This is a genomic window from Enterococcus sp. 9E7_DIV0242 (genome assembly GCF_002140975.2).
Lineage (GTDB): Bacteria > Bacillota > Bacilli > Lactobacillales > Enterococcaceae > Enterococcus_L > Enterococcus_L clewellii.
The window spans coordinates 396,290-420,425 of the sequence record NZ_CP147247.1 but is presented as its reverse complement, the minus strand read 5'-3'; the positions used below and the strand labels follow the sequence as shown (position 1 = coordinate 420,425).

The window sequence follows — 24,136 nt, the reverse complement described above, 5'->3', positions numbered from 1 at the left end:
TCAAATGTAAAATAACGTTTGGTAAATGTTTGGTTGTCATTTTTACATGTCCTATCCTTTGAAAACAGTAATATAAAAAAGGTGTTTTTATTAAAAATAAATAATGAAATTTTTAAATTAAAAACATATATTTGTGAGCAAAACATAATTTAATTAAACAATGTTATTCGTCACTTCAAAGGGATCGTTAAAGATGGCAAATAGTTATTTTCTACACATAAAATCAATGACACAGGACTTATTTTTTATTTTTGAAAAAAATTTATGTGTAACAGGATTGAACAAAAAAGGAGATGGATAAATGAGCAGTAACCAGTACTTATGGGAACAGAACAAACGTATCGAGTTAAATGGGAAGAAAGTCATTGAATTAAGTGAGAAGGCCGGAGTATCAAAAAACCGATTTCTTTCCGCAGTTTTCCTGCTTCTTATGTGTAAAACAAAAGGAAACGAAGCCTACTCAATGGATCTATTCCAAAAAAATCACTATTCTGGAACATTGAGCTATACGATGACAGAAGGAGACAAACTGTTGACTAGCTTAAGCTCATTAACATGGATAGAAGCCACCACAACAAAAGAAGAAAATGAGCATGTTCGAGGGATCGTCTGGTTAACTGAGCAAGAACCACTGGAAGAAGAAATATTTTCTGAATTGATGTTACAGCTACGCGAAGTATCTGAAAATGAGCTGCTGATCGATTATCGCTACTCTGCTGAGCTATACGAAAAAGAAGAAATTGATATTTTGCATCTGCATTTCCAAACATTACTAACAGCTATTTTATCAGATTCCGAAAAAAATATTTCTGACTACGATATTGTCTCTCAAAAAGAACGAGACTTACTAGAGGAAGTCAATCAAACAGATTATGACTTTTCCAGAGATGCTTGTGTTCACGAAATCATCGAAAACACTGTCAGGAAGTTCCCCAATAAGACTGCGCTTGTGTATGAAGGTGAGGAAGTCACTTTTGAAGAGTTCAATCGACGCTCCAACCAGATTGTTGCTTTTCTAAAAAAACAAAATATACAGGCCGGGGATTATGTTGCTATTATGGCCGTTCGAGGCATTGAACTGATTTGTTCAATTTTTGGTGTACTAAAAAGTGGTGCGGCCTATGTGCCTATGAATCCACTTTTCCCAATCGATCGTCTTCGATATATGATGCAGGATAGTCAAGCAAAAATGATTCTTTCCACAGGATGCCCAGAAGAATTGAACGTATTTTGTCCAATCGTCGATTTGAATGATCCAACACTATACGAAGGGAATGCAGGAAACCCTGTAAGTCAAGCTGGATCAGACGATACGCTTTGCCTTATCTATACCTCAGGAACCACCGGAAATCCGAAAAGCGTCAAAATCAATCATGGGGCGATTGTCAATTATTGTGAGTTCAATGCTTTTGATTTCCTTAAGCTAAATGAGCATGACCGTGTCCCGCAATTTGCTCCAATCACATTCAGTACAGCAATCAGCGAGATTACAACTACTTTACTTTCAGGTGCTACCTTGTATCTTGTAACAGATGAGGTCATTAAAAATATTCCATTATTTAATCAATTTATTCATGACATTCAAGCAACAATGTGTTTGCTTCCTCCAATTTATTGTGATTATGTACAGCTACCGGATTCGGTACGTATGGTAGAGACGGGCGGTTCTGCCTGTCATAAAGAAGCGGCAGAACGTATGGTGGCACAAGGAGCTAAATATTACAATGCCTACGGTCTTTCTGAAGGAACGGTAATCAGTGTATGGGAGCATCAGCCTGGGGAAGAAGTGAAGAAAATCCCGATTGGGAAGCCTGTTGCAAACAGCAAGGTTTATATCATGAACAACGACAAGGTCAATGGACTGTACATGCCTGGAGAGTTATGCGTAACGGGAATGGCAGTATCTAATGGTTACTTGAATTTACAGGAGTTGAATGAAAAAAGATTTATTCCGAATCCATTTGGTGAAGGAAGAATGCTTAAAACAGGCGATATCGTTCAATGGAACCATAAGGGTGAATTAGAGTATGTCGGACGAAGCGACAATCAGGTTCAAATCCGAGGGATGAGGGTAGAGCTGGAAGAAATTGAGCATTCTCTTCTAAATGATCCGGCAATCGTAAATGTCGCTGCAATCAGTCGTGAAGACCAACAGGGAGAAACAAGTATCGCAGCCTTTATTACCAGCAAAGAGACTATTGATATTCGTGAAATGAAACGACAATTACGGAAACGACTAGTGGACTATATGATTCCAGCAAATATTATCCAGCTGGAAACACTGCCTTTGACTGTCAATGGAAAGGTAGATAGAAAAGCCTTAGAAATGATCCCAATCAAAGAAAGCAATACCTTTGCTGCACCGGAAACAATGATTGAAAAACAAATTGCACAATTTTTCCAAACGATAGTAAAAGCTGAAAAAGTCGGGAAACAAACAGACTTCTTCGAGGCTGGCGGCCATTCATTGCGTTTGACTCGTCTAATCAATGCCATTGATTCAGCCTTTGGTGTTCGATTGTCTGTTGGAGATATCTATGAACATTCAACAGTTGAAGCAATCAGCAAGCAGATTGAGACAGGCGCGAAACAGGAAAGAAATACGATTACAGTGGTTGAAGAAAAAGAAACCTACACATTATCTTCTGCACAAAAACAAGTTTATATTGCTACTGAACTAGATGATACAGCACTGTCCTACAATATCCCTGTATTGCTGACATTCAGTGGACGACTACAAAAAGAGAAACTGACAAAAGCTTTCCAACAGCTGATCGATCGTCATGACAGCTTAAGAACAACCTTCCAGACAATTGATGGTCAGAGCGTTCAAGTAATCAAAGAGGCGATGGATGCAGTCGTTGAGGAGGAAGAGGTAGCAGCACTTTCTGACACTGTCGTAGAGCAACGTTTCAACGCATTTATTCGTCCATTTGATTTGCGACAGGCCCCATTGATGCGAGTGAAGCTTCTTTCAGACCAAGAAAAAAGCTGTCTGTTTGTTGATATTCATCACATTATTTCAGACGGAAGCTCATTGAATGCCTTGTTAGAAGAGTTTTCTGCACTGTATGGTGAGCATACCTTGGCTCCATTACCGGTACAATATAAAGATTACAGTGAATGGCAGCGAAAACAAAATCTAGACCAACAGAAGCAGTTTTGGGTGGAACAATTCAGTGAGATTCCCGAATCATTAGATCTCCCATTAGATTACAAACGTACTGCCCGACAAAGCTTTGAAGGACATACTGTAAAGTTGGCTATTCCAAATGAAACCAGAAGTGCGTTGAAAAAGCTGACTGAGAAAACTGGTACAACAGATTATATGGTTTTGTTAAGTATTTGCATGATTATGCTTAGTAAATACAGCCGACAAGAAGATGTAGTCATCGGAACCTCGATTTCGGGTAGGACCCATCAGGAAATAGAAAAGGTTCAAGGAATTTTCGTCAATACCTTAGCAATGCGGGGACGGCCTCAAGGAGATAAAACGATACGCAGCTTCCTTGAAGAAATGAAGGCAACAAGTTTGCAGGCCTATCAAAACCAAGAATTTCCTTTTGACGAGTTAGTGGCAGCCTTAGCTATTCCAAGAGATTTATCCAGAAATCCACTGTTTGATGTCATGTTTGTTCTACAGAACAACGAGCAACCGGAGCAGCTTTGGGGAGATGCGTCAATAGTCACTGCCACCATGGAAGAGCAAGGAGCCAAATTTGATTTGACGTTCAGTATTTCAGAGACAGCTGCAGGCTACGAACTGTCGTTGGATTATCGGACAGCTTTGTTTAAGGAAGAAACAATGAAGCAGATGCTGCAGCATTATCTTGTACTCCTTCAAAATGCGACAGCCGATGATACGCAGAAATTAGCTCAGCTAACAGCTGTAAATGAAGAAGAAAAGCAAAAAATTCTGACCGTATTTAACAAGCCTCAAGAGGTTTCTGAGTACAGCAACCAGACGATTGCTGAAATCTTTGAACAACAAGCAACAGCTTTTCCTAATAAAGAAGCCCTTGTTTATAAAGACCAAACCCTAAGCTACCAGGAATTAAATGAAAAAGCCAATCGTCTTGCGGCTGATTTAAGGGCTGCGGGAATTAGTGCCAATGATTTTGTTGCTGTGGAAGCAAGAAGAGCACCGGCAACGATTATTGGTATTCTCGGAATCGTGAAGGCAGGTGCGGCATATGTACCAATTGATGTGGATTACCCGAAAGAGCGAATTGCCTATATCCTCGAGGACTGTCAAGCCAAAGCAATAGCAGCAACAACAAGCTTTACTACTCAAATGAACCTTTCGATGCCTGTCTTTTCACTAGATACGATTTTTACCGAAGCAGGTCTTACAGAAAATCCAAAACCTATCAGTACAGAGGATGACCTGCTGTATTTGATGTATACTTCCGGAACAACTGGAAAACCCAAAGGTACGATGATTGAGCAGCGAAACGTTTTCCACCTTCTTGAGAAATCAGAGCCAGTTGGACTATCCAACGAGACTATCATGCTGCAAGCCGGTTCACTTAGCTTCGATGCAGCAACTTTTGAGATTTGGGGAAGCTTGCTGAAAGGCGGAACGTTGGTTCTTACAGATAAAGAAGCCTTCTTGAATAGTAAATTATTAAAGCAGACCATTGAACAACATGCAATCAACACGATGTTTCTGACTACTGCATTGTTTAATCAGCATATTGACATTGACCCTCGTGTCTTCGACCAGCTGAATTGCTTACTGTTTGGCGGCGAGAAGTTATCAGAGCGTCATGTTGGTCAGCTTCTTGAAAAAAATCAACAGACTCGCTTGCTCCATGTCTACGGACCAACTGAGGGAACGACCTTTTCAACCGTCCATCCCATCCAAAAGGAAGAGCTGAATGCAGTCGTACCGATCGGCAAGCCATTTCCAACAACATCCGCCTACATCTTATCAGAAGAGGGCGAATTGTGCGGAATCGGAATGAAGGGCGAGTTATGCATTGGAGGAACAGGTTTAGCAAAAGGTTATTGGCAAAATCCTGAACTGACAGCACGCGTATTTGTTGACTCACCCGTTGGTCGATTGTACCGCACAGGCGACTTAGCTAAATGGCGTTCTGATGGTTCAATTGATTTCTTAGGGCGTGTAGACAACCAGATAAAACTACGTGGATTCCGAGTAGAGCTGGAAGAAATCACGAATACACTGTTGAGTGTAACAACGATTCAACAGGCTGTGACCATTTTAACTGACGAGCAAAAAATTGCTGTTTATCTTGCGGATGAAAAAACCGTTGATCTCAATAAGCTGAAGAAACAGCTGCGTAAAAAATTACCTGAATACATGCTCCCTGATTTGATGCTCCAACTAGAGGAAATGCCCGTCACGCCTACAGGGAAAATTGACCGAACAGCACTACCTGCGATTGCTGCCCAAACGGAAGAACAAGGGATTGCTCCAAAAACAGCTGTAGAGCAAAAGATAGCCGCTGTCTTTTCAGAGGTTCTAAATCGAGAGGTAACCAGCATTTCAGCGAACTTCTTTGACTACGGTGGTCACTCATTAAAAGCAATGCAGCTGCTAAATAAATTAGAAGCAAAATTAAATGCCAGGGTACCATTGAAAGACTTTTTCGAGAACCCGACAGTTGAAGGTATCGTTGAAACACTTCAGACGGCTTCAACACAGTCTTATGAACGAATTGAAAAAGCTGAAAAGCATGACGCTTATCCTGCTTCATCCACACAGCGAAGACTCTATGTGATTCATGAATTTGATGAAACCGGGATTGCGTACAATATTCCAGTTGGCCTTGCTTTTGAACAGTCGATTGATCCGGAAAAGGTGGCCCATTGTTTTGAAGAGCTAATAGAACGGCATGAGGCATTGAGAACCACCTTCTATACAGGGGCAGATGGAACAGTACTGCAAAAAATAGCTGAACCGAAAACTGTCGCTTTTACCGTTGAAACTGCTCGTTTGAAAAATGAAGAGCACCAAGACGCACTAGAAGCATTTATTCGACCTTTTGACTTGCAAACGGGTCCGTTATTCAGAGTCAAGATCATTACTGATCCTTCCGGTGGTTCGTTGTTCTTATTGGATATCCACCACATCATCGCTGATGGATTATCTGTACAGATTCTGTTAAAGGAGTTCGCAGAACTGTACAATGGACAAACTTTAGAAGCACAGGAATTGCAGTATAAGGATTACAGTGAATGGTTGAATAGCCGTTCTATGGAAGAGCACGCACAGTTCTGGCAGAACGAATTAGGAGGCGAACTTCCAGTACTTGAGCTCCCTCTTGATTATCGCCGTCCTCAGCAGCAAACCTTTGCCGGGGCAACATTAGCTACACGAATCAACGGCTCCTTGAAAACGAAGCTGGCAAAACTGGCACAAAAAACAGGCACGACAGAATATATGATCCTGCTAGCTGTTTATCAGATTCTTTTGCATAAGTACAGCAGGCAAGAGGAGATTGTCGTTGGGACATCTGTTTCTGGACGAACACATGCAGATACTGAAACTATGCTTGGTATGTTCGTCAATACACTCGTATTGAAGGGCAAGCCGGAGAAACAGAAAACATTTGCAGCCTTCCTCGCCGAAATCAAGGAACAAAACCTGCAAATGTTGGAGTATCAGGAGTTTCCATTTGAATCTATCGTGGAAATGCTGGATCTTCCAAGAAGTCGTTCAAGAAATCCATTATTTGATGTAATGTTCGTCTATCAAAATCAACAGGAAGAGCAGATTTCATTAAATGGTCATGTTGGTAGAGAAATCGAAGCGGCAGGAACGATTTCAAAATTTGATTTGTCTTTCCGTTTTACGGAAACTGCTACAGATTACCAACTGATCATTGAATATGCGAAAGAGCTGTTCCAAGCTGAAAGCATCAGCTATATGTTGGCACATTTCCTTGTTTTATTGGAAGACGCACTTGATCATTCGGATAAAGCAATCAAAGAGCTTGTGTTGATCGATGAGGAAGAAAAGAATACTGTGATGAAGCAATTCAACGGCTCAAAAGCAGTCGTTGATTTAGAACAAACTGTGGTCACAAGCTTTGAAGAGCAAGTAACACAAGTCACCAATCAGGCTGCTCTAGTTTATCATTCACAAACGCTCACATATGGTGAATTGAATCAACGAGCGAACCAAATCGCCCACTACTTGAGAAATAGGGGGATAGAAAGAGATGATTTGGTTGCTGTCATTGCGGATCGCAGTTTTGAGATGCTTGTAAGTATTCTAGGAATCATCAAAGCGGGTGGAGCCTATGTGCCGATCGATCCGGATGCACCAGAGGAGCGCAAAAAATATCTTTTGACTGATGCCCAGCCCAAAGTCATATTGACAACCTTTGACCTTCCAAATGAGCTTTATGGCATACCGGTGGTTTCTGCTACTCAGGAGACGTTCGATGTCTTCAGTAAAGAAAACCCAGCGAGGATCAATAAAAGTAATGATTTGCTGTACTGTATCTATACTTCTGGAACGACTGGCAAGCCAAAAGGGGTGTTGGTTGAGCACAAGGGAATACTCAATGTGAAACAGTATTTCCATGAGTCGTTAGGTCTCACTAATGAGGACCAGATGCTCCAATTCTCAAACTATGTTTTTGATGCTTCGGCACTCGAAATATTTACAGCACTTCTAAACGGTTCAACGCTTCACCTTATCGATACAGACCAATTGAAAAATCCAACGGTGATCGAAAATTATTTAGAAGAACAGATCAGCTTTGCCATTTTACCACCACAATATGCAGCCAGCATCCAAATCAGAAATGTGGCTACTGTGATGACAGGTGGTTCTGTCGCGACGCGTAAGATCATTTCAGCAGAAAGCGGAAATACAATCGAACACTATCTGAATGCTTACGGACCAACAGAAGCAACAGTTTATACAACAAGCTGGTCTTATCGAAAACAGGAAAGTACTACCGTTACAGAGCTGCCGGAACAACTGTCGATCGGTAAACCGATCACAAATGTAGAGGTATATATCGTAGAAGGAGAACAGCTTTGTGGTGTAGGGATTATCGGAGAACTGTGCATCAGTGGCATCAGTCTGGCGAGGGGCTATCTCAATCGTCCGGAACAAACAGCCGCCGCATTTATTGACCACCCATTTGGAGAAGGAAAGCTCTATCGCTCCGGTGATTTGGCTCGTTGGCTGCCTGATGGCAATTTAGAATACCTCGGTCGTGTAGATGAGCAAGTGAAGATCAGGGGCTATCGTATTGAGCCAGGTGAAATAGAAAGTATCTTGCGAAGTGCTGACTTTATCCAAGATGCTGCAGTCATTGTAGACCATTCAAATCAAGAGCCGCAATTAGCCGCCTATTTTGTCAGCCCTTCACACGTATCATTGTCGGAGCTTAGGAATTATCTTGCAGGACAACTACCTGAATATATGATTCCTGCAGCAATTATGCAGCTTGATGAGATTCCAGTAACACCTAATGGAAAATTAGATAAAAAAGCTTTGCCAGCAATCGACACTGTAGGGAACGAACCACTTGTTCAACCCAAAAATGCTATAGAAGAGCAGCTTGTTTATGTATTCCAAGAGGTATTGGGGCTGGCAGAAGTTGGAACAAACCAACACTTCTTATCCCTTGGCGGCGATTCTATCAAAGCAATTCGTATCGCAGCAAAAATCAGAGAGAATGGGTATGAGATTTTAGTCAAAGATATTCTTCAGTACTCGACGATTGAACAAATCAGTCAGCAGGTGCAGACAAGTAGTGGAAGTAATTCCGTAGCATCACAGGAAGAGCAAAGTGGTCCAGTCTTATTATCTACCGCTCAAAGGCATTTACTAGAGGCACCAATGATCGAAAACCATGTGCTTCATTTACACTTTGATCGTGTGCTGGATAACCAATTACTAGCTGCTGCCTTTGATGGATTGATTCGACACCATGACATGCTGCGTACAAAGTACGTCAATGACCAACAAGAAATTCAAGCGATTGCCGAAACAAACGCATTCGAGCTTGTAGCAACGATTTGCCAAGAAGGAGATCGTCAAGCGGTATTGGCACAAGTAGAAAATGAGCAAAAATTACTTGCTCAACAAAATAGAGATATCTTGCTAAATGGGCATTTTCTGCAATTCACTGAAGAAAGTGATCTTGTAATTAGTATATCGCCATTCATCGCAGACGAGCGATCTGTTCAGATTTTACTTGAAGATTTGATTGCAATTTACAGAGGATTGGAAGAAACCGGGCAAACGATCCTTCCGGAAAAAACATGGCCCTTCAGTACTTGGATCGAAGCCAATCCGCTACAGCAAACATCGTTACTACTATCAGAAACAACGAAGCAAAAGAGAAAAACAGGCCCTAGAAGTCATGCGCAGAAATGCTGGCCAATGACAGATTTCATTGAGCAATTGGAAGTGGCAAATCAAGCCTATTCAACAACAACGGAGGAATTACTTTTATCTGCCCTTGCTGAAGCCTTTGAGGAGTGGCAGCAGCAAGAAGCAGTAGAAGTGATTCTCGACAAAAACGGTAGATATCATGAGGCCGAGAGGTTCGATCGAACCATCGGACAATTTACAGAGCTTCAATCCATCCAATTACAGAATGGATTGAACACAACAGAAACGATCCTCCAAACAAAAGAGTATATGCGAAGAGGACAGCAAACAGACAAGGAAAAAGTTTTAGAGTTGACCAACCCAGTTCTATTCCGTTCAAAAGATCCGGAACAAGCGTTTCTGGATTCAGAAACAGAGAAGCTGTTCCATAAAACAGTAGGTATGAAACAGGTATACACACCAAGCTACACAGCGCTAGAATTGACTGTTGCTTTCACTAGCACAGAGGTTCAATTGCTTGTTGATTATGTAACGGAGGTGTTCTCTACTGAAGAGATTGAGGCCTTACAAGAAGAATATAAAAAAGCCCTGCTGCAGATTATTGATCATTGCTTAAAGCAGGAAGAATCATTAAGAACAGCGGAAGACTTTGACATATTCGATATGGAAGCTGATGAAATCGACTTATTGAATACGTTATTGGATTAATTGAAGGAATGGAACAGGTTTGGAATCGAGAGGGGATTGCTCATGGTACAAAAAATGAAGCAGCGGACAATCAACAAGAATGTCGCAGGGATATATGATTTAACAGCAATGCAGTCTGGCATGATTTATCACAAGTTATTAGATGAAACATCCAGTGAGTATTTTCTGCAACAAAGTTTTCAATTGAATGGGACGATCGATGAAGAAAAGCTGCTGGCAAGCATTCAGTTGTTAAATAGAAAATATGAAAGTTTGCGAACCATCTTTCTATATAGGAAAGCGGCCAAACCTAGACAAATCGTTTTGAACGAGAAAGAACAAGAAACAAGCACAATTGATTTAAGCGGATACGAAGAAGATATCCAGCAACAACGCTTGGAATCGATTAAGGAAGCAGATATTGCACGAGGCTTTGATTTGGAGAGAGATTCACTTCTTCGGGTCAGCTTTGTCCGCCTGAGTGAACAAAGGACTGTCATGATCTGGAGTGCCCATCATATTATTCTTGATGGCTGGTGCTTCTCCATATTGTTCAAGGATTTTATTCATTACTATAATAGCTTGCTAGCTGGCAAAAGCTTTGAGGTACTCAACGCAGAAGCTGAGCAAGAGAAAGCGACATTATTTTCTTTCAAAGAATATGTTGCTTGGCAAAAGCAGCAGGACGTAGAGCTTGGCATGAATTATTGGAAAGAAACACTAACTGATTATTCAGAGGTTGCTGAGATCCGCCCAATGTATACAGGCAATCCTGCTGACACACAACAGGTTCGAACTGAAAAAGTTACTCTTGATGAAGCCGTTTGCCAAACGCTTCATCAAGCAACACTCTCTATGCAGATCACCATGAGCTCGCTCATGGAGACTGCGTGGGGAATCACGTTGCAAAAGTATAATTGGACAGAGGATGTTGTTTTCGGAAAAATCGTGTCTGGGCGAAATGCGCCGCTAAAAGGGATCGAGGATGCCGTAGGTCTCTTTATCAATACGATTCCAGTTCGAGTAGATGCCCGAAATCAGCGAACACCGGCTCAGCTGCTTCAAAGTGTACAGCAGCAAGCCACAACTAGTAGTACGTTCGATTATTTCTCACTGGCTGACGTCCAACAGCAAAGCGAGCTCGGTAGTGACTTATTCAAAACGCTGTTCATGTATGAGAACTATTTCGATGCAGCAGCTTTTCAAGAAACAATGAGGGATATCGAGGTGGTTCCTGATTCAATGCGTGAACAAACGAACTACCCTCTTGCCATGAAAGTTTACCATGCAGCTGATACACAATCGCTAAGCTTAGAAGCTCTTTATGATCCTAAAATGTATGGCAGCGAAGAGATGAAGCAACTATTGGAAACCTTTAAGATGATCCTGATTCAAACGGCGACAAATCCAGAAGTGGAAATTACGCAGATGCCTTATTTAACAGAGTCTGAAAAGCAAAAAGTTCTTTACACATTCAATGAGACTGAAACTCCTTTTGCAAAGGGTAAAACCATGGTTGAACTATTTGAAGCCGAGGTAGCGAAGACACCTGAGAAGGTAGCAGTGATTTTTAAAGAGCAACAAGTAACCTATCAGGACTTGAACCAAAGAGCCAATCATTTAGCCATTCAGCTTCGTGAGCTGGGCATTCAACCGGATGATCGGGTGGCACTATTTACAGCTCGAAGTGTGGAGCTATTAGTTGCTATGCTAGGCGTGATCAAAGCTGGTGGAGCCTATGTGCCTATTGATCCAACTTTTCCAGAGGATCGGATTCAGTATATGTTGGATGACAGTGAAACGAAAGTCATTTTGACCGCCCATCGAACATTTCCAATAAAAACAGAGCTACCACTTATTGACTTATCTAGTACTATCGAGACCGATCACCCCTGTCAAAATCTTCCTATGGTAAATGCACCAACGGATTTATTCTGTTGCTTGTATACCTCCGGAACGACGGGTAAGCCGAAAGGCGTGATGCTGGAGCATCGAAATATTGTGAACTACTGTACTGGGAAAATGGCTTTTGGGGATTCCTTTTTAAGTCATCCAGATCCGACTTTTGTTTCTGTCACAACGTATTGTTTTGACATTTTTATCAAAGAAAGCTTTTTGCCCTTATTGAATCAGATCAAGATCGTTCTGGCAGATGAAGAAGAACAAGAAAGTCAATACTTGTTGGCTCAGCTCGTAGAGAAGCATCAAGCAAATCTACTGGTCACAACACCATCCAAAATGAAAATGTTCATGATGGATGAATCAAACTGCCGCTACATGCGTCATTTGACGACAATCATTCTTGGGGGAGAGGTCTTTCCCGGTACTTTGTATGAGCAGATGCGTGAAAATACAAATGCGCGAATATTTAACATGTGTGGTCCAACAGAAGCAACCGTTCTGATCGTCACGCATGAGGTGACCGATAGTGGGTACATCCCATTAGGAAAACCCGTCCCAAACAACCAGATTTATGTGATGAATAACGGACAGCTTTGTGGGATTGGAAAGCCGGGAGAGCTGTGTATTACCGGAGAAAATCTTGGGCGAGGCTATATGAAACGTCCGGAGCTGACTGCTGAAAAATTTGTCCCAAATCCTTATGGTCCAGGTAAACTGTATCATGCAGGTGATTTAGTTCGCTGGTTGCCTAATGGGGATTTAGAGTACCTTGGTCGAATTGATGAACAGGTGAAAATTCGTGGCTTCCGAGTGGAGTTAGGCGAGATTGAAAGTGTTCTTCGAAAACAGGAAGCGATCAGTAATGCAGCGGTTATCGTTAAAAATGATCGAAATGGAGACCGAGCAATCCACGCCTATATGGTATCTGAACAAGCAATCGACCTCCAACATATTCGTGAGGTGTTGAGAGAAGAGCTGCCGGAATTTATGATCCCACCTTATATGATGCAAATTGAGCATATTCCGGTCACGCCAACAGGAAAGGTCAGCCGTCGTGAATTACCAGAGATCCATACGCTATCAGAAGACAAGGAACGTGTGGCACCTATCAATGAGCTGCAACAGATTATTGCTGATATTTTTGCGGAAGTCCTGAATAGTGAAGCTGTCAGTATCACGGATAACTTTTTCGAAATCGGTGGTCATTCTCTTCGCGCAACTCAAGTAATCAATAAACTGGAAGCTGCAACGAAGGTACGTTTGCCTTTGCGGATGCTTTTCAGTTCGCCGACCGTTGAGCAATTAAGCGAGGTCGTGCAGCAGCAAAAGCAGGAGACAGATTATCAGCCAATTCCTAAAGCAAATGTGCAAGAGTATTATCCAATGTCTTCTGCACAGCGAAGAATTTACGTTATGAACGAGTTAAATGACTTAGGTGTTGCGTATAACCTACCCGCGGCCATTCGCTTTGATGGTCCAGTAGATGCAGTGAAAGTAAAAGCTGTGTTTGAACAATTAGTACAGCGCCATGAGATATTAAGAACCAGCTTCCATACGATCAACGGAGAAGCTGTTCAAAAAATCCATGAACAGACAGAACTAGCCTTTACGCATGATGAGTTGACACTAGAGGAGAAGGAACTGGCACAGCTGTTTGATCATTTTGTTCAACCATTCGATCTCTCTCAAGCACCATTGATGAGAGGCCGCTTGCTGACTCTATCAGAGCTAAAACATGTCTTATTTTTCGATATTCACCATATCATTGCAGATGCAATTTCAATCAATCAATTGTTTGAAGAATTTTCCGTTTTATATAACGATTCCTCCGCTACGCTCCCTGAACTTACGGTTTCCTATAAGGATTACAGTCAGTGGTTTGCGGAGAAAGGATTGGCAGAACAGCAAGAATTCTGGAAAGAACACTTTAGCGGAGAGCTGCCGGTCCTTGATCTACCATTAGATCATCCACGACCTTTGCAGCCAACCTACCGTGGGGCTATGCTCAAAAAAACACTGGCACCTGAGCTAAAAAATGGTGTACTGCAATTGGCGCAAGCCCATGGAGCAACAGAATATATGGTTTTACTTTCAGCATGCATGCTGTTGCTTCACAAGCATAGTCGCCAAGAAGATATTATTGTCGGAACCTCGATTTCCGGAAGAACGCATAAGGATACCGAGAAAATCCTTGGTATGTTTGTTAATACACTGGCCATGCGAGGGAAACCAACACCAGAGAAATCATTTGATACCTTCTTACGTGAAATCAAAGAGGAAAGCTTGAAAGCTTATGAGCATCAAGAATATCCATTTGAGGAAGTGGTAGAGGATTTGGCATTAGCTAGAGATTTCTCTAGGAATCCCTTGTTTGATGTCATGTTCGTTCTACAGAATAACGAATCTGCCACTATCCATTTGAAGGACATTGAGGTCGAGGAGTTGACCTTGAACCATCCAGCTGCCAAGTTTGATCTGACATTCAATCTAATTGAGAAAAACGAAGGCTACGAATTAAGCGTTGAATATGCGACTGACTTATTTGATGAAGCAACGATTCACTATATGATTGCTCATTATGAGCAGCTGTTACAGGAGGTTACTCACAATGCCCAGCGCTCGATTCACTCGTTGAATGCTTTATCACTTGAAGAGCAGCAGCTTGTTCTTCAAACCTTTAATGATACAGAGACTCCTTCAGAAAAAGGAAAAACGATCGTTGAACTCTTCGAAGAGCAAGCTGCACGGACACCTGATAAGGTAGCTGTCGTCTTTAAAGAGCAGCAAGTAACTTACAGAGAGTTGAACCAGCGGGCGAACTGTCTTGCTTGGTATTTACGTTCAACAGGAATCAAGCCGGACGATCGTGTAGCTCTTTTCACGGCTCGAAGTGTGGAGTTGCTTGTGGCTATGTTAGGAGTCATCAAAGCTGGTGGAGCGTATGTACCGATCGATCCAAGCTATCCGGAAGAACGCATCCAATATATGTTGGAGGACAGCGAAGCAAAAGCCGTTTTGACTGCTCATAGAGAATTGCCGTTGGCTGTTACTATCCCAGTTATTGAGGTCACAACTCCTGATACTTGTACAGAGGTTCCGGATGTCAGTAATTTAGCAGCAGTGAATACCCCAACAGATTTATTTTGTTGTCTGTATACTTCCGGAACAACAGGTAAACCAAAAGGCGTGATGCTGGAGCACCGAAATATCGTGAACTATTGTACTGGAAAAATGGCCTTCGGGGATTCTTTCTTGAGCCATCCTAACCCAACCTTTGTTTCGGTCACGACGTATTGTTTTGACATTTTTATCAAAGAAAGCTTCTTGCCATTGCTGAACCAGATTAAAATCGTTTTGGCTGATGAAGAGGAGCAGGAGAGTCAGCATTTACTTGCACAGCTTGTAGAGAAGCATGAAGCGAATTTGCTGGTAACAACACCATCTAAAATGAAAATGTTCATGATGGATGAATCCAATTGTCACTACATGCGCCATTTTACAACGATTATTTTAGGGGGAGAGGTCTTTCCGGGAAGTTTGTATGAGCAGATGCGTAGACAAACAGATGCGCGAATTTTCAATATGTGTGGGCCGACAGAAGCAACCGTTCTGATTGTAACCCATGAAGTGACTGACAGTGCTTATATCCCATTAGGAAAACCTGTGCCGAACAATCAGATTTATGTGATGGATCATGGCGAGCTTTGTGGTGTAGGTATGCCAGGGGAATTATGTATTGCTGGAGAAAATCTTGGACGAGGCTATATGAAGCGTCCGGAGCTGACTGCTGAGAAGTTCATACCAAACCCGTACGGTCCCGGCCAGTTGTATCATGCAGGAGATCTCGTCCGTTGGTTACCAAATGGTGATTTAGAATACTTGGGTCGAATTGATGATCAGGTCAAAATACGCGGCTTGCGTGTTGAGCTGGGAGAAATTGAAAGTGTACTACGCAGACAAGCTCGCATTACCAATGCTGCAGTTGTCGTTAAACCGGATCATACAGAGGAGCCGGCGATCCATGCTTACTTGGTCAGTCCTGAGACTCTTGATCTATCTCACTTGCGCGAAGTATTGAGACAAGAACTACCTGATTTTATGGTGCCGCCTTATATGCTGCAGCTAGAGGAGATTCCTGTAACACCAACAGGAAAGGTTGACAAACGCCGATTACCTCAAATAGAAATTTCGACAGAACGAGCGTATGTTTCACCGAGCAATGACATGGAACACGCTCTTGTGACTGTTTTTGAAGAGGTGCTAGCCGTATCACCAATTGGCATCACGGACAGCTTTTTCGAACTTGGCGGTGATTCAATCAAAGCCATTCGAGCCGTTTCAAAAATGAGAGAAAAAGGGTTTGAAGTCAGCGTGAAGGATATCATGCAGCTTTATACAGTCCAATCGATTGCTCTGCGGATCACCAAAGCCGCAGTAGTTGTATATGCGCAAGGAGAAGTGACGGGTCCTGTTGCCTTGACACCTGTACAAAAACACTTCTTCCAAACAGCTCATAAACACCCGGAACACTTCAATCAGTCATTGATGTTGCGAGCAGCTGAACGGATGGATAATGTGGTATTGAAAGCAGCCTTTGATAAAGTAGTCGCACACCACGACCAACTAAGAAGTGTGTATAAAAATGGGCAACAACGCATTCAGAGTACAGAAGACAGCTTACTTGTAGAAGTCCAAACTGTAGACTGGCGAAAAGAAATAGACGTCACAGAAAAAATTAAAAAAGGAAATACACGTATCCAATCTAGCATGAACCTTGAAAAAGGCCCGTTGGTGAAAGCCGTACTGTATCGCCTTAAAGAAGCAGATGAACTCTTTATCTGCATTCATCACTTGGTTGTAGACGCAGTATCTTGGCAGATTATTTTAGAAGATTTAGCGACAAGCTATCAGCAGCTGCTACAGCAAGGAACCGTTCAATTACCTGAAAAAACTGCTGCGTTCGATCAATGGGCGACTGCTTTAGAAAGGCATAGTCAAAGTGTTGAGCTCAAAAAAGAAGTGCCATTCTGGGAGAACATCGCAGAAGAAATCACTGATATGCAGACAGTTACTGTAACTTCAAATACTGAAGTTGAGCCGATGTACAAGGAAGCACATCTGGAAATAGGGCAGGACACTACTGAAGCACTCCTTTATCAAGCAGGGAAAGCCTATGGAACGGAAATCAACGATTTATTATTGACTGGTTTAAGCCAAGCTGCTTCTCAATGGCTTGGAAAAGATAAAATCAGTGTACAATTGGAAAGTCACGGTCGGGAAAAAATACCGAATTCTCCGGATATCGATCGAACAGTGGGCTGGTTTACCAGCTTATATCCATTGGTATTAACAAACCAAGAGACTCTAAAAGAGACGATTGTCCATACGAAAGAGATGCTAAGAAAAGTACCTGATAATGGATTAGGCTATGGCATCATCCGTTATAACAGCGAGTATGAGCTGCCGGAAATCCAGACGGAAATCGCCTTTAATTATCTTGGGAACAATAAGCAGGAAGCTTCGGTTTTCTTCCAGCAATCTATTTATAGCACGGGCGATAACATTTCTTGTCAAAATAAGATGGATCAGCCGTTGACGATTAATTGTTCGATCATCGATGAGCAATTGAAAATCACAATGATCTACGATGCGCTTAACTATACGGAGAAGGCTATTGCTGATTTCTCTGATAATTTCAAAAATAGCCTTCATGAGCTGACCAAGCATTGCTTGGCTCAAAAAGAACGCGTACTCACTGCTTCTGATTTTAGTCTGGATATGCCAGCAGAAGAGTTCGAACTGCTAAAACAGCAAGTCGACTTAGATGAGGTAGATGCGGTTTATCCGTTAAGCCCGATGCAGTCAGGTATTTTGTATCATCGACTAAAAAATGAACGCTCCGGAGAATACTTCATGCAGCAAATTCTCCGCTTGACTGTTCCAGCAGATATAGACACATTGCGCCAAAGCTTCAAGTTATTGCAGTACAAGTATCCTGTTCTAAGAACAAAAATCGTGTTTAAAGACTTGATCCATCCAGTCCAGGCTGTGATGAAAACACTGGAACTGGAAGCAACTGTGATCGATGTATCGGAAACAGAAAACGAACGTAAAACAGTGATTGAAGCCGATGTCGAAAGAGGTTTTGACTTTGACACAGATTCTTTGATACGACTGACGGTTCAGCGTTCTAAAGAGGAGACCTTATTGATTTGGAGTGCCCATCATATTATTTTAGATGGCTGGTGTTTCCCGATTTTATTCAAGGATTTTATGGAAAACTATCAAGCACTCGCAGAAGGTAGGGCAATGGCTGCTTTAGCTGAAAAAGCGAAGGCAGAGGAGGCTACGCTACCCAATTATCAACAGTATATTCATTGGCAGCGAGCACAAGATAAAGAAGAGGCACTTAGCTATTGGCAAAGGTTGCTGGTCGATTACTCAGAAACAGCAGAAATCATCCCAATGCTAGGGGGGAGGGAAGAGACCCAAGAGCAGGTAGCGGCTGCACAGGTCATGTTGACGAAAGAAGAGAGTGGACGACTACAAGAGTTGTCTGTTAAAAACCAACTAACACTAAGCAGCATTTTGGAAACCGCTTGGGGATTGACCCTGCATTACCTAAATCATACAAAGGATGCTGTTTTCGGGAAAGTTGTCTCCGGACGAAATGTGCCACTGACAGACATCGAAAAAGCAGTCGGACTATTTATCAACACTGTTCCTGTTCGTGTAACTGCTGAAAAAGATCGATCCCTCCTTGAGCTTTTAAAAGAGGTGCAGCAGCAGTCCATTGAAAGCAGTAGCTATGATTACCTTTCCTTAGCAGAGGTGCAACAGCAAAGTAGTTTGGGCTCTGAGCTATTCAAAACGTTGTTCATTTTTGAAAACTACTACATTGATGAAACGGTTCGTCAATCTGTAGAACAGGGAACTGCATTTGAGACAAAAGCAGTTAGAGAGCAAACGAATTACCCGATCACGGTCAAAGTCTTCATGAATGAGCAATTAACGATCGAAGTGCTCTATGATCCAGCTATTTATAAAAATGAAGAAATTCAATTGATTGTAAAACGAATGAAGCAGCTTGTTCAAGCCATGCTGATGGAGCCGAACCAAACCCTTCGTCAACTATCCTTATTGGATGATGCTGAAACACAGCTTGTTCTGACGACCTTCAATGATACAGAGACACCTTATGCAAAAGGGAAAACAATGGTTGAATTGTTTGAAGCAGAAGTAGCGAAAGTACCGCAAAAAACTGCACTTGTCTTTAAAGAGCAAGAAATCACTTATGACGCGTTGAATCAGCGGGCAAATCAGTTAGCTGTAAAACTTCGTGAAATGGGCCTTCAGCCAGATGACCGGGTGGCCTTGTTCACTGCTCGAAGTGTAGAGCTTTTGGTTGCTATGCTAGGCGTTATTAAAGCCGGCGGTGCCTATGTGCCGATCGATCCAAGTTATCCAGAGGAACGAATCACCTATATGTTGGAAGATAGTCAACCGAAAGCCATTTTGACGGCACATCGTGTCCTACCAATAGTAACAGAGATTCCGGTGATCGATTTATACGAGAATCCCGAATTGGCTCAATTACCAACAAAAAATCTACCTGGGGTCAATCAACCGACAGATCTGTTTTGCTGTCTCTATACGTCCGGAACAACTGGAAAACCAAAAGGGGCTATGTTGGAGCATCGAAATATTGTCAATTACTGTACAGGAAAAATGGCCTTTGGAGATTCCATGCTGAGCCATCCGGAACCAACCTTTATTTCTGTGACAACCTACTGTTTTGATGTATTTATCAAAGAAAGCTTCTTGCCACTCTTGAATCAAATCAAGATTGTCTTGGCAGACGAAGAAGAGCAGGAAAGTCAGGCACTTCTGGCTCAACTGGTCGAACAAAGTAAAGCAAACTTAATGGTAACGACTCCGTCTAAAATGAAAATGTTCATGATGGATGAAGAAAATTGTGCATATATGCGTCATTTGACAACCATCGTTTTAGGTGGAGAAGTCTTCCCAGGCGCCTTGTATGAGCAAATGCGCAGACACACGGATGCTCGAATATTCAATATGTGTGGGCCAACAGAAGCAACCGTTCTGATCGTGACACATGAAGTCACTGACAGTAGCTATATTCCGTTAGGAAAACCGGTACCGAATAACCAAATTTATGTCTTGAATGAGGGACAACTGTGTGGTGTAGGTATGCCGGGAGAACTGTGTATTACAGGGGAAAACCTCGGGCGCGGGTATATGAATAGACCTGAATTGACCGCTGAAAAGTTTGTACCAAATCCATTCGGTTCTGGTCAGATGTATCATGCCGGTGACCTCGTTCGTTGGTTACCAAACGGTGTCTTGGAATATATGGGTCGGATGGACGATCAGGTGAAAATTCGCGGCTTAAGAGTGGAGCTTGGAGAAATCGAAAGTGTCCTGCGGAAGCAAACACATATCCAGAATGCCGCAGTCGTTGTTAAACCAGATCATACTGGAGAATCTGCTATCCACGCCTACATGGTCAGCCAAGAAAACCTGCAGTTGCCACAACTGCGCGAAGCTTTACGAAGTGAATTGCCTGATTACATGGTGCCATCCTATATGATGCAATTAGACGAAATACCGGTAACTGCTACTGGGAAAGTAGACAAGCACAGCTTACCTCAAATAGAACTGAAAACTGATCGACAATACGAAGCTCCTATTGGAAGCAATGAAGAGATGTTGGCGGCAATGTTTGAAAAGGTTTTGAGTGTACCACAAATCAGCCGAACAGATGATTTCTTTGAGCTTGGCGGCGATTCAATCAAAGCCATCAGTATTTTATCCTTATTGACGAAGGAACAAATAAAGCTATCTGTCCGAGATATTTTCCAATACAGAAGCGTGAAGGAGCTTGGAAATAAACTAGCGGAGCTTCAAGCTGAAGCAGCTCGAAGCGTAGAAACAGCAGATGCGACTGAGCTATCCTTAAAAACTGCGGTATCAATTGATGAACAACTACAGCAGGCATTAAGCCAAGCTGTGAAGTATAGTGAGGAGGTCCTTTCAGCAGACACTGCGTTGACTACAACCCTGTCTGCCTCTCAAAATGCCTTATATGCAATGGATGTCATGGGTTCTTTTGGACGAATTCAGGTAAATCGTTCGTGGGATAAAGCGCAGTTTATTACTATCTGGAACACGCTCCTACAAGAACAAGAGATGTTGCGTAGCCAGATCGATCCGGCACAAGGAACGATGAAATTAATGGAATCAACACAAATCCAGACAATTCCATTCATTGACCTTTCTGTTTATCCGGCAGAAGAAAGAGCACAGCATCTTAAGAAAATCGAGGGACAGATTGAATGCTACAGCAATCCTGACTATCCTATTCATGACGATTTGACGCATCATTTATTTGTTGTAAAATGGCATGCGCAAAAATATGAAGTCCTGCTTCCGGTATCTCATTTGGTCTTTGATGGCTTTAGTAGCGAGATTCTCAACGCCAGGTTCCATGAGTTATTAGCGATGGACAACCCAATAGCAGCTGAAATTGCGCACTATACAGACTACACGCAGCTTCTGGAAGCGGGACCTGTATCCGCTACTGAAGCAGAACTAATTGAGGCAATGGAACTTTCTGATTTCGATCGAGCCTTGACCGATTACCAAACAACTAAAGCGAAAACTGCCCATACCTGGGTGACTTATCATCACGATATGTCTAAGTATGCATTAGCAGAGGATGAAGGTTTCCGTTTAGCTGAGCATTTGTATCTGAGTGCTTTGAGACATACGTTCTCAACTATCGATATTCCGCTTTTGATGATTCAAATTGGCAGAAGTTATGGAAAACAGCAGTTTACAGAACAAATCGGCAGTTATATAGATCTATTGCCGCTAACAGTGAAAGCGGGACAAACACAATCATTGACTGAAAAAAGTCGAAATAGTCTAAGCTATATGAGTGCACATCATGTACATCTGTTGACATTAATGGAAAATCAAGCATTGCAGCAACAATACCCGAATGTAGCAGAAATCGTGAATAGAATAGATTTAGCTGATTTACCAACACAAATCGTCAATTTCCTGATGATGTTTGATCAGGAAAACAGCTTGTTCGATGAACGCCAACTGTTAGCAAATGACGAAGCAGTTGGAACAACCAATAGTAGAAAAGTAGCAAATATTCTTCACACAACAGACCAAATTATTTTGACAAATCTAGAGTGTAAAAGTGGTGCAGAAAAAGAACTGATTGAAACGCTTGATTTCGAGCTGAAACAGTTTATTCGTTCACTGAAAGAGAAATAATAACTCGTTTCGGCGGCTGGACCCTCTGTCGTCCGCCGAAACGAATTCATTTTACACATCTATGTAAACAATACGTAACAGGAGGTATTTTAATGGGAACAATCGACATACTTTGTCTCCCTTACGCTGGAGGATCTGCAGCCATTTTAACGGATGTACTAGCTGGGGAGCTGGATAACAAGAGATTTACTCTTGTCCCTTTGGAGTTACCAGGACGGGGGATGCGTTTTGGTGAAGAATGTGCGCTATCAACAGAGGAGCTGTTCAAGGCGCTCGAATCGACCTTGTCACAGTATACTCAGCAGGATAAGCCGTACTATCTTCTTGGTCATAGCATGGGGGGAGAGCTTCTGCCTCACCTTTATCATATGATCACAAAACGCGGCGGAACTCCCCCAAAAGGGCTAATTATCTGTGGGGCGGAACCGCCAGAGCACTTAACACTGGCGGAGACAGATGAAGCTTCACTTCTAGATGAAATGAAGAAAGGAGGTGCGACATCTGAAGAGTTCTTTGAAAGTCCGGAGCTGGTAGAACTATTTTTACCGATTGTTCAAGCTGACTATCGTTTATTGAACTCATTAGTGTCACAGATACCAGAACCGGTAGATGGAGAGTTACTTGTCATCAACGGGAAAGAAGATGCAGATGCTTTAGAACATCATGAAGACTGGCAAAAATATACAACAGCCGAATGCAGATTCTTCCAAGTAGAGGGCGGTCACTTCTTTATCACAGAAAATACGGAAACGGCAGCAGTTATTAATCAGTATGCATAAAAAAATACGAAAAATAGATGAAATGACTGCTACTGAGTACAGTTCATATCTATTCAAACGAAAAGGGGATTTTATTAAATGAACGTTCTAAATATTACACCAAGAGGGCATTGTTATGGCGTTGTTGATGCGTTAGTTTTATCTAAAAATGTGGTGAAGGACACAAGCTTACCAAGACCAATCTATTCACTTGGGTATGTCGTGCATAACACGATCGTGGCCAAAGCATTTGAAGAAGCAGGAATCATCGTGATGGAAGGCGATCGAGAAGAAATGCTGGAAAAAATCGATTCCGGTACAGTTATTTTTACCGCACACGGGGTTTCTCCTAAAGTGAGAGAGATTGCTGCAGCAAAAAATCTGGCGGTTGTTGATACAACCTGTCCGGAAGTTGCAATTATTCATGAAATCGTAGCACAAAGAGTTGAAGATGGTTTTGATGTCCTCTATATAGGCATGGCGGGTCACCCGGAAGCCGTTGGAACAATTGGGATCAATCCTGAAAAAGTTCATTTGATAACATCACTTGAGGATGCGGAAGCAATTGAGCTTGATAATGATAAGATTTACATTTCAAATGAAACAACCATGAGTCAATGGGATGTAGAAGAAATGACAGAACACCTAATGAACAAGTTTCCAAATGCTATTTACAACAAAGATATTTGCAGTGCGACAATCGAGCGTCAAGCAGCTGTAGTAGAGCAAGCCGGCGATTGTGACTTGCTGTTAGTCGTAGGGGATGCGAAAAGTAACAACAGTAATCGTTTGGCACAGGTATCGATCGAGCAAGCAGGGACGCCCGCTCATTTGATCGAAGATATTTCTGATATCAAGATTGAGTGGCTGAAGGATGTCAATGTTGTTGGCGTAACCGGTGGTGCATCCACACCGACCTACGTTATCCGTGAAACCGTACAATTTTTAACTCAATTTGACTATGGCGACCCTATGACGTGGGACCGCGAAAGCCAATGTACCTCTGATAAGGTGTTACCAAAGGGGAGTACAAAAGAAATCAGTCATTCCAGAGAACGAAAAATGGAACAGCTAAGAGATCGTTACATGCAAATACATGCATAAGACTAGCTATTGAATCAGTAAGAAAACTCTGAATACAAAAAAA

At 42.2% G+C, this 24,136-nt stretch carries 4 protein-coding genes; all 4 read left to right on the top strand.

The annotated features are described in order from the left end of the window. The first annotated feature begins 301 nt into the window (after positions 1-301). The 4 genes from A5888_RS02045 to A5888_RS02030 all read left to right on the top strand — a co-directional run bounded on the left by A5888_RS02045 (position 302) and on the right by A5888_RS02030 (position 24,093). Entirely contained in the window at positions 302-10,036 is a 9,735-nt protein-coding gene (locus tag A5888_RS02045) for a non-ribosomal peptide synthetase (protein WP_086347599.1), read from the top strand. Between the two features lie 42 nt (positions 10,037-10,078). Then, a complete protein-coding gene (locus tag A5888_RS02040) occupies positions 10,079-22,231 on the top strand; it encodes a non-ribosomal peptide synthetase (protein ID WP_086347598.1) in 12,153 nt (4,050 codons plus the stop codon). Positions 22,232-22,323: 92 nt separating this feature from the next. Next, positions 22,324-23,010: a thioesterase II family protein gene (locus A5888_RS02035; protein ID WP_086347597.1), complete on the top strand. Its 687-nt coding sequence runs from the start codon at positions 22,324-22,326 to the stop codon at positions 23,008-23,010. Between the two features lie 78 nt (positions 23,011-23,088). Further along, entirely contained in the window at positions 23,089-24,093 is a 1,005-nt protein-coding gene (locus A5888_RS02030) for a 4-hydroxy-3-methylbut-2-enyl diphosphate reductase (RefSeq protein ID WP_086347596.1), read from the top strand. Positions 24,094-24,136 lie beyond the last annotated feature (43 nt).

Bases quoted from the DNA above. Each gene is read 5' to 3' on its own strand.
- A5888_RS02035 (WP_086347597.1), top strand. From the start codon at position 22,324: ATGGGAACAATCGACATACTTTGTCTCCCTTACGCTGGAGGATCTGCA.
- A5888_RS02045 (WP_086347599.1), top strand. From the start codon at position 302: ATGAGCAGTAACCAGTACTTATGGGAACAGAACAAACGTATCGAGTTA.
- A5888_RS02040 (WP_086347598.1), top strand. From the start codon at position 10,079: ATGGTACAAAAAATGAAGCAGCGGACAATCAACAAGAATGTCGCAGGG.
- A5888_RS02030 (WP_086347596.1), top strand. From the start codon at position 23,089: ATGAACGTTCTAAATATTACACCAAGAGGGCATTGTTATGGCGTTGTT.